The 5,271-nt window shown below is 49.4% G+C and carries 5 protein-coding genes and 1 pseudogene; 3 read left to right on the top strand and 3 right to left on the bottom strand.

Going from position 1 to position 5,271, the window contains the following annotated elements:
* The 3 genes and pseudogenes from ACLR2L_RS18705 to ACLR2L_RS18695 form a co-directional block, all read left to right on the top strand.
* Nucleotides 1-253 (top strand): annotated as a pseudogene (locus tag ACLR2L_RS18705) (hypothetical protein); the annotation flags it as partial.
* Nucleotides 250-1,176 carry an ATP-binding cassette domain-containing protein gene (locus ACLR2L_RS18700; RefSeq protein WP_413370356.1) on the top strand — a complete coding sequence of 309 codons (927 nt, stop codon included), beginning with the start codon at nt 250-252 and terminating at the stop codon, nt 1,174-1,176. The pseudogene ACLR2L_RS18705 and the gene ACLR2L_RS18700, both read left to right, overlap by 4 nt.
* Complete coding sequence (locus ACLR2L_RS18695; protein WP_413370354.1) at nt 1,173-2,282, top strand: ABC transporter permease; 1,110 nt, start codon at nt 1,173-1,175, stop codon at nt 2,280-2,282. Before ACLR2L_RS18700 ends, ACLR2L_RS18695 begins: the two co-directional genes overlap by 4 nt.
* Before the next feature lie 39 nt (nt 2,283-2,321).
* On the opposite strand, the gene ACLR2L_RS18690 is transcribed toward ACLR2L_RS18695, so the two are convergent.
* From ACLR2L_RS18690 to fre, 3 genes are all read right to left on the bottom strand, one after another.
* Entirely contained in the window at nt 2,322-3,323 is a 1,002-nt protein-coding gene (locus ACLR2L_RS18690) for a hypothetical protein (RefSeq protein ID WP_413370352.1), read from the bottom strand.
* Between the two features lie 82 nt (nt 3,324-3,405).
* The gene (locus ACLR2L_RS18685) at nt 3,406-4,779 is read right to left on the bottom strand and encodes a M28 family metallopeptidase (RefSeq protein ID WP_413370350.1); all 1,374 of its coding nucleotides are present in this window, start codon (nt 4,777-4,779) and stop codon (nt 3,406-3,408) included.
* Nucleotides 4,780-4,802: 23 nt separating this feature from the next.
* On the bottom strand, nt 4,803-5,271 hold a 469-nt coding region (gene fre, locus ACLR2L_RS18680; RefSeq protein ID WP_413370348.1), incomplete at its 5' end, for an NAD(P)H-flavin reductase.

Here is a 5,271-nt window from a genome sequence, read left to right as displayed (position 1 = left end):
GGTGTATTTACCAGAACCCTATAAAGCCAAAATTGCTGTGGGCAGTGAGTTACAACTACACATAGATGGAATCGATGAACCTGTGAAGGGGACGTTGCGACGGCTGTCTGCTGAGCCTGCTTTTACGCCTTACAAAAGTATGAGTGAGGACGACCGTTCCCGGCTGGTGTATTTGGCAGAAATCGACCTGCCCGAACGCTACAAACATCTGAGTGCCGGGATCCCGGTTCAGGTTGCGTTGGACCCGCTATGAGCAACTATGTAATTGAAGCGTTGAACATAACCAAGCAATTTGGCGGGTTCAAGGCGATTGATGACATAACGCTGCGGGTAGAAAAAGGCAACATCTACGGCTTCTTAGGGCCAAACGGGTGTGGCAAATCTACCACTATAAGGGTTCTCACCGGTTTGTTGAGTCCCAGTGCGGGCAGTGTAAAGGTGTTGGGGTACCGTATTCCCGAACAGTCTGAACAATTGCGTTTAAACATAGGCTACATGACGCAAAAATTCTCGTTGTACGACGATTTAACGGTAATTGAAAATCTCCGCTTTATGGGGAAAATTTATGGCCTAACCGGCGCTATGCTGATAACCCGCTGCAAAGATCAAATGCAAACCTATGGGCTCGACCAATTACAACACCAAATGGTAAAAGGCATGAGCGGCGGGCAGAAACAGCGCTTATCTCTGGCGTGCGCCACTATACATCAGCCGAGTCTGCTGTTTCTGGATGAGCCCACTTCTGCGGTAGATCCTGAAAATCGCCGTGACTTTTGGGAAAAACTATTCGATTTGTCTGAGAATGGCACCACGATTCTGGTTACCACCCACTACATGGATGAAGCCGAGCGATGTCACAAGCTGGCAATTATGGAAGCCGGACAAATGCGCGCTGATGGATCGCCGGATGAGCTGATGGCTAAAATGGGGGTGAATATTGTAGAAATTAAAACCGCGGGATTAAGACAGCTTAAAGCCACATTGCTGGCCAATGAACATATCCGCTCTGCTGCTCAATTAGGGGTAAGACTCAGGGTGTTGGTATACAACCACATTGCGAATCCCATAGACTGGTTGAAAGCAACTTTTCCCGCCTTGCAGAATGCCGAGTTAACGCAGGCCCGCCCAACGCTGGAAGACGTGTTTGTGAGTGTCACAGGAGCAAGCAGGCAATGATGTCCACAACGCGAATTGGCGCCGTAATGTTTAAAGAATTCAGGCAGTTGTCGCGCGACAAGTTAACGTTTGCCATGATTGTGATGATCCCGCTTATTCAGCTCACGCTATTTGGTTTTGCAATCAATACCGACGTGCGCATGATCCCGGTTGCCGTGGTAGATAACACTAACAATGCAACAGGCAGGGCAGTTCTGGATACGCTAAAAGCAACACAGGTTGTGGATATTGTGACTTATCTGCCAGATGCGGAAACGGCCAGACAAGCCATTCAAAATGGTGAAGTAAAGGCGGTACTGGTGCTGCCCCACGATATAAACAATCGAATTGAAACTGGTCGGGTACTGGGGCAATGGATGGTGGATGGTACCGATAGCGTCATTGGGGGGGCGATAACGGCATTACAATCCATGCCATTTACATTAACGCCCAAACTGGCCAATCAACAGCAAACCCTGGCTACCTCACAAACGTTCGATATAACGCTTTACTACAACCCTAGCAGGCGCACCGCAATAAATATTGTGCCGGGATTATTGGGCATTATTCTCAGTATGACGATGATCCTGTTTACCAGCATTGCGATTGTCAGAGAGCGCGAGCGCGGTAACCTGGAATTGTTAATTACTACGCCCGTGAGTTCGTTGGAGCTGATGATCGCCAAAATAGTGCCTTATATCTTTGTAGGTATGTTGCAGGTAGCGATTGTTCTGGGATTGGGCGCACTGATGTTCAACGTGCCAATAAATGGTAGCCCTATCGATATTGCATTGGGTTCACTGCTGTTTATTTCGGCCAGTCTTACATTGGGGTTACTCATTTCAACCATTGCGCAAAGTCAGCTTCAGGCCATGCAAATGACGTTATTTGTACTACTCCCTTCTATTTTACTATCGGGGTTTATGTTTCCTTACGAAGGCATGCCTGTGGTTGTGCAGTGGATTTCAGAAGCCTTGCCAGCAACACATTTCATGCGCATGATCAGAGGGTTAGTACTGCGCAGTGCTGAATTGTCGGATTTATGGAAAGATACACTATGGCTGATGGGCTTTACCGTGCTGGGGGTGTTGGTGTCAGCCAAGCGCTTTGCTAAATCACTGGATTAAGAGACTGCTTTTCAGGTACCCGCTATGATGAACTCGCTGCTACCAGCGATTCATCATGTTTTTATATACTTCGTGATCAAGATACGACTTACGCGCCGTTTGGGGAGCATTAGCCAGTTTGGTCTGAACAGCCTGCCAGTCTGGCACTACTTCACCGTCTACAATAAATTGCGATGCTGCAGAGGGAGCGGTTGTATCAAGGGAAAACGCGTTGGTGAGTGCATCCGTGGTTGAAGTAGTATGTGCTACCTTAGCGCTGGTGATCCAATCAGCTACACCGTCGCCGTTAACGTCTTTAGCCAGCCAACTGATCCCCAGCACCTGATTATAGGTGCCATTTTGCTGTGCTAGCTTGATATAAGTATTGAATGCACTTATTTTTGCTGCAGCGTTCGATGTATCTGAACGAATACTCAGATGCAAACTTGCCTGAAGTATGGGTTCAGGCGTGCTATACAGCGGTAGTTCTTTATTTTCAGCCAGCATGCGATTGAATTCCCTGAGCAGCAGTTCGTCTTCTAACAGGTATTCGGCGCGTTGTTCCGACAACTGCTTAAAACTGTCGAAAACGGTTGGGTTTCTTACCCAGGACACGGCTTTAATCAGGCGCAATGGCGGTGTATTTGCCAAACGGTTTTCAGCGGCCACCCGTCCATTCCGAATATGCGAAAAATGGCTGATGTCTTCCAGAGAGTTTTTCCGGCTCGCCAAATATAAATTTACCGGCAGGTAAGCGTCGGAATACAGAAAATCACTGCGTTTATCGTTCAGGGAAAGAAACGCATACTCGCCATTGTATTTGCCAGTAAGCAAACCACTTCCCGAAAACGCCGGGCGGTCGATATGCAGGGTGGCAGGCAACTCTATGGCTTTTAATGCCTGTGAAATAAGCACATTGATCCGCGCCGGTTCGTTGTCTTCGGCTACCAGAGTAGGCAACGGATTTGCCACCAGGTTTAGTGGCTCAGCGCCGATGGCATTGGCACTGCCAAACAGTACCGATATAAAACCCAACAGACCCGGCAGTGTGCGTATTGTCATAGTGCTTGTTATACCTTTATTGTGTTGTCAGCGCGGGCTGCATAGTTACCTGGTGCGCCCGCACTGCGTTATCGGATGCTGGCTATTCGCCAAAAGCACCTGCGGCTCCTGGGAACACGACCGGGCTTTCATATCCGTCTTTACTTACACTGGCTACGCCAAAGAAATAGTTGTCGATCACTACGTTGTCCAGCGTAAAACTGGTTACGTTGCCAACAAAACGACTGAATTGCCATTGCGGGGCATCGGTGTAACGCCAGTAAATTTTGTAGCCAGCAAGGTGCGGATTCTGTTCGGCGTTAAGTGCGTTCCAACTGAGTGTGGTAGACGGTTGAACCGCGCCTTTAATGCTTACGTTAACTGGTGGGTTGGGCGCCCATGCCATACTGGCCAGGCTGGTGGCGTTTAACGCGGTGAGCTTGGCGGCATAATCAAAGTTAACGCCGTCGATGGTATCACCGTACTTAATGCCGTCTTCGGTACGCAAATCCTGATGCTGACGGTTGTAGTTCTCATTGGTTTCCATAATGCGCACGCCCGGGTAGCCTAAGTCGTTAAACGGGCGATGATGGCCGCCGCGACCAAAACGGTCGAGTCGGTAGATCACCATGGTATCCAGATTTTCAATGTAGCGGTCGGCAATCAAATCAATGTACCGCGCCAGATTGCGGCTGGGTGAATCCACTTCGCCGCCGGTAAAACGACGACTGCGCGCTTCTGCTTCTGTTTCGGTTTGGCGGGTGCCTTCAGCAAAAATACGGGCGGTAGTGTTGTTTATTACGCCGTTAATTCCCTCGATGTTGCCAATCATGTCGTTGTTCAACACCGCTTTAATGCGCCAGCCGTCTTTTTGCGCTTGTTCGGCCATGATTTTGCCGCCAAACAGACCTTGCTCTTCACCCGACAGTGCGGCGTAAACAATGCTACCGTTAAACCGGTACTGGCTGAGTACGCGTGCCGCTTCAATCGTGCCCGCAACACCGGAGGCATTGTCGTTTGCCCCAGGGGAATCCGATGTGGCATTCATTACGTCAGAAACGCGAGAATCGATGTCGCCAGACATGATCACATAGCGCTCAGGGTCTGTAATCCCACGTTGAATGGCTATCACGCTGACCACCTCGGTGGCATCGGGTATACGCTTTTCACCGCTAATGGTGCCCGATTGATAATACACTTCCAGACAGTTGCCGCAGGCAGCGGAAATCTTGTCGAATTCCTGCTTAATCCAGCGGCGAGCTGCACCTATACCGCGTGTGTCTGACGTTGTGTCAGACAACGTATGGCGGGTACCAAAACCCACCAGAGTGCGAATATCCTGCTCAATGCGCTGGGCCGATATGGCGTCTGCAATATCGTGAAGTCGCGCCTGATCGATATAAGCCAGTTCAGCACTGGATGCTGTTGCACTGCAAAACAATGTGGCAACGGCGAGTGGAAGTGTTATTTTTTTCATTCTAACCACCTGATTCTGTCGGTTTAAATAAAGGCGTAGGCATCTCCGAACAGATCGTCTTTTAACAGGCCGCGGGCAAAGAAATCATCACGTGCTACTTTGGCCATCTCGAAACGACCGGCAATGTATACCTGAACGCCGGATAAATCGGCATAGTCGGTGAGTACTGCGTGATGAACCCAGCCTTTGCGACCCTGCCAGTTTTCTTCTGCAAACTCTACCACAGGCAAAAAGGTGAAATGCGGGTGGTGAGCGGCTAAAGAAACCAATTCGTCGTGATAGTACAGGTCATCTAAATGGCGGCCACCCCAATACAAGGTTATGTCGCGATTAGGATCTTCTTTGAGGGATTGCATAAGAATCGAATAAGCGTAGGAGAAACCTGTTCCACCCGCAATCAGCACAATGGGTTTGTCGGTAGCTTGTAAATAGGCTTCACCATGACCGCCAGAAATATAGATGGCTTTTTCCTGACGCGCCCGCTCAAGGACC

Source organism: Alteromonas sp. AMM-1 (genome assembly GCF_047290655.1).
GTDB classification, from domain to species: Bacteria; Pseudomonadota; Gammaproteobacteria; order Enterobacterales; family Alteromonadaceae; genus Alteromonas; species Alteromonas mangrovi.
This window is presented reverse-complemented; position numbering and strand designations above follow the sequence as displayed.

Coding starts and splice junctions, on each gene's coding strand:
- ACLR2L_RS18700 (WP_413370356.1), top strand. CDS start 250: ATGAGCAACTATGTAATTGAAGCGTTGAACATAACCAAGCAATTTGGC.
- ACLR2L_RS18695 (WP_413370354.1), top strand. CDS start 1,173: ATGATGTCCACAACGCGAATTGGCGCCGTAATGTTTAAAGAATTCAGG.
- ACLR2L_RS18690 (WP_413370352.1), bottom strand. CDS start 3,323: ATGACAATACGCACACTGCCGGGTCTGTTGGGTTTTATATCGGTACTG.
- ACLR2L_RS18685 (WP_413370350.1), bottom strand. CDS start 4,779: ATGAAAAAAATAACACTTCCACTCGCCGTTGCCACATTGTTTTGCAGT.